The sequence below is a fragment of the Longimonas sp. genome (genome assembly GCF_040409695.1).
GTDB lineage: Bacteria > Bacteroidota > Rhodothermia > Rhodothermales > Salinibacteraceae > Longimonas.
On the sequence record NZ_JARWGJ010000220.1, the window covers coordinates 1 to 3,981 of the forward strand.

The 3,981-nt window shown below is 62.7% G+C and carries 2 protein-coding genes and 1 pseudogene; 2 read left to right on the plus strand and 1 reads right to left on the minus strand.

Annotated elements, in window-relative coordinates:
- Window positions 1–245 precede the first annotated feature (245 nt).
- Window positions 246–1,751, plus strand: coding sequence for a TolC family protein (locus tag PPP56_RS13230; RefSeq protein ID WP_353564525.1), 1,506 nt, complete (start codon window positions 246–248; stop codon window positions 1,749–1,751).
- 59 nt (window positions 1,752–1,810) lie between these two features.
- Window positions 1,811–2,458 (plus strand): MlaC/ttg2D family ABC transporter substrate-binding protein, encoded by a 648-nt coding sequence (locus PPP56_RS13235; protein WP_353564526.1) that lies wholly within the window; start codon window positions 1,811–1,813, stop codon window positions 2,456–2,458.
- Window positions 2,459–2,613: 155 nt separating this feature from the next.
- Here PPP56_RS13235 and PPP56_RS13240 read toward each other — a convergent pair.
- A pseudogene (locus tag PPP56_RS13240) lies at window positions 2,614–3,981 on the minus strand (hypothetical protein); the annotation flags it as partial.

Below are 3,981 nucleotides of genomic sequence, written 5' to 3' on the forward strand. Positions count from 1 at the left end.
CCGACCAGCGTAGCCCACGCCTCCACCACCCGGGCTTCGTCGATCTTTCCGTGCTTGTTCAAGCGCTTAAGCACGTCCTGTAAGATGTTGCCAAGCGGTTCTGGATTGTCGGTCGGCATAGAATTATGATCGGTTGGGCCTAATGCACGAGCACTACCATGCACAGCGGTCGGGCCTGTTACGTTTCCATCGGGCAGGGCGGCTGTTCTGATAGATCTACTCTCTTGCTGTCTCTTTTGCGTCTTATGCCTCAACTCGCCTCCTCCCCTGTGCCAATGTTCAAGAAGCACCCTGGCACTGCTCTCGGCACTGCTCTCAGCATACTCATGGCGCTGGCCCTGCTCCTGGGAGCCCATCCGAGCACAGCCGCGGCTCACGGATCTGTGCCGGCCGTGGCGCCCTCTGACACCGTAGAGGTCAACCTGCAGAGCACAATCGAACGCGCGCTGCAGACCAGCCCCGACATCAAGGAGCGCGAGGCGCGGCGCGACTTTGCCGATGCCCGGTTCGGGGAGGCGCGCGCCAGTCGCTTTGCAACGCGCTTCAACCTGAATACCGCCCATTCCATTGCACCCAGCCTCGACATCCCCGATGACAACGAGCAGCCCAACAGCCAGCTCTACCTGAACCCGGATGTCGAAAACAACTGGCGCATCGAAAACCTGCGTCCGTTTAACCGCTTCGAGGTTATCCTGCAGCAGCCCGTGCTTACCTGGGGCGAACTTTCGGGGACCGTCGAGGCCGCTATGCACGGCGCCCGGGTCGAGGAGGCAGCCGTTGACGGACAGCGCCTGGAGGTGGCCCTGCGGGCAGGTGAGCTCTACCAGAACGTGCTGCTTACCAGCGAGCTGCGCCGCCTGACAGGCGAAGCCGAGTCGCTGCTGCGACAGGCGCGTCGCGAAGTGCAGACGCTGCTCGACGAGGGCAACCCCGACGTTGAAGAGGCCGACCTCTTTCAGCTCGACCTGGCGCAGCAAGAGTTCGAGCGCCGGCGCGTTGAAGTGAATGAACAGCATGCCACCGCCCGGTCGGCCCTCAGCCGACAGCTTATGCTTGATGACGATAGGCCCGTGGCCGTAGCCGACGGCGCCCTGCAGCCGCTCCCCCTCGATGTGCTCGGCGACTCGCTCGCGTTCTACCAGGACGCTGCGCAGCGCCACCGCCCTGAGTTCAAACAGGCCGAAGCCGGGTTTGCCGCACGCGATGCGCTTGTCGACGTGGCTCGCTCCGATTACTATCCCAAACTCGCCCTGCAGGCTTCATACAGCATCGCTGCTACACCGGGCCGGTTTCGGCAGCGCAATGCATACATCAGTGACTCATTTCGTGGACAGGGAACGCGCACTGGATTTGGCATTCAGCAGAACCTGAATTTTTACCAGACACGGGCACGCGTCCGCCAGGCGAAGGCCGAACGGGCCGAGGTGCAGTACCAGCGCGAGGCAGCCGACACCTTTATCGGGTTCGAGGTCGAGGAGGCCTACCGCCAGGTACGCATCAACGAAAAGCGGGTCGAATCGCTCGATGAATCGGTCCGCATCACGCGTGAGTGGCTTCGGACCGAGCAAATCAACTTCGACCTCGACTTTGGCGACCCCCAGAATCTGGTACGTGCCGTGCAGGCTAACCTGGAGGCGCGCGCCGAGTATCTCGAAGCCGTACGGCGCTACAACGTATCGGTCTTGCGCCTCCTGCGCACGGCCGGCACCCTCACCCACGATGCAGAGCGCGGCATGCTTATTGAACCATAGCATATACACCGTTATCGACCTACCTTCTCGATATTATGCTCCCAACCCTGTACGCTACTATGTGGTCCTCTCTTTCGCTTCGCATGCAATCCGTCCTCTCGCTGGCACTGATGCTGACACTGCTTATCCCGGCTACAGCCCATGCGCAGTCACCCTCGTCCGACGACGAAGCGGCAGCCATCCAGACCATGCTTGAGGACCGAGATGCCGAGATCAAGTCGGTCCTTGAAGGCGACACCGACAACTTCACAACCGAGCAGCGCGATGAGCTCATGACGCTCATCAACGGATTCATTGACTTCCGCGCCATGGGACGCGAAGCGCTCGGTCCCTTCTGGAGCGATCTCTCCGAAGAGCAGCGCACAAACTTTGTAGACGTCTTTCAGGATGTGGTGCGCCAGCAGTCGCTCAGCGACCTTGAGGTGTACAACTCCGAAGTGTCGTACGAGCGCATCGACGTAGAAGGCGATAGCGCCTTTGTCCGCACGATTACTCGCTACCAGGGCACCCAGACCCCGGTCGACTACGTGCTGAAGCGCGACGAGGACACCTGGCTTGCCGAAGACATTGTGGTAGACGGCGTGAGCACCGCCGGTGGATACGCACGTTCCTTTCAGAACGTGATGCGCCGTCGCGGCTTCGACGCCCTCATGGGTAGCCTGGAGCAGCGCCGCGACCGCGACCAGCAAGAGACCTCCGCCCGGTAGCGTGCGACCCGGTGTGCTGCGTTAGCAGTGGCCTGTTCTACTACTTACCTTCCCCCAGCGCATCCCCCGCCCTCTTTTGGGTTCTGGGGGATGCGCGCGTATCTGCCTCCTGTACGTAGCGTCTGGATTGTGTACGCTGATTCATGACATACGCGCTACGCGTAGCGCAGCACCTGCACCAGCCAGTCTATTTCGACGCCATAGACGTACAGAAAGCCCGCACACAGCCCCAGCACCAGACTACCGGGTGCCAGGAGCAGCGCTGCACCTGCCAGCCAATCTTGTGTGGTCTGATACACATCGTAGGTGGTGCGAAGCACCGTCCACGCCGATCCTATCAGCGCGCCTCCGAGGAGCAGCAGCGGGGCATCTGCCGGATAGAGAGTTCCCCCTGCCATGGTCAGTAGCATCCACGGCAGCACGCCCCACCAGGGCAATGCACCAAGCATAAATGCCTGCGCCCAGGACAGCTTTGTAGTTCCCCAGCGCGAGGCGCTCGCAACCAGTGCTGCCCATCCCGCAAGCGCTGCAGACCACAGCGCAACGCCTACCGCCGCTACAGCGAGAGGAGCCGCCCACGCCGCCTCGACCAGAGCGCGCCCCGCGCTTGCAAGTGTTTCTGCAGCGATGACCGCGGGCCGAACCCAGGCAAGTTCACTCAGCACCGCGGCACTGCCTACCCATAGTGCCCCTGCTATGCATCCCCCGATGAGAGCCGCCGCAATCCCTGTCGCATCGCGCCCCTCGCGCACCGACTCGCAGTAGAACACATGCGCGGATAGATACCGCAGCACCAGCCGCCGCACACTTGGCACGTATATCACCGATCCGGCTGTTGCAAACAGGACAACCCAGACCATGAGAACAAGCCCACTCCATATCCTGTCCTGGAACGCACGGTTTTCTCCGGGAGCGAACGCAAACGGACTGGGACGCCCCTCTACCGCGGATACGGTCACCTGGCCGGCAGGTGTAAGCGACTCGCCGATCGCCAGTTGAAATCGTGAGGGGCCGCGGTTGGCGTCTGCATCCCACCCGGCAACGAACGTGATGGGTACGCTTCGAGCGTGCGCCTGGCCCAGGCGTTCTTCCAGGTAGCGCGCCTGGGCCTGCGCCGATCGCGGTACCGTCCACCCAGGCTCTGCTGCATCGGACCGTGGAATACCGATCGCTGCGAGACCGACCGGTCCGGCATGTGCCTGCGTCCATGCCTGCCACCGCGCAAACGGGCGGCCCAGCATGCGACCATCCACGAGCACCAGCGTGGCCTCGTCGAACGTGCAGCGACTGCCGCCCGGAGTCACCGGCGCTACAACATACGGCGTTACCGACGGCGGCAGGCCCGCCCGGATCTGCCCCCACCGTATGCATCCGCTATAGCTGAGCGGCCCACTCCACCCGATGCCTGCTACAGCAGGATGCTCCCAGTAGACCTCCTCGCGCGACACCGGCGCAGATACGTCGACGTAGAGGGCAATGCCAAATGTCGCTGCGGCCTGCATCCCCTCAGGCGTTGGAGGCCG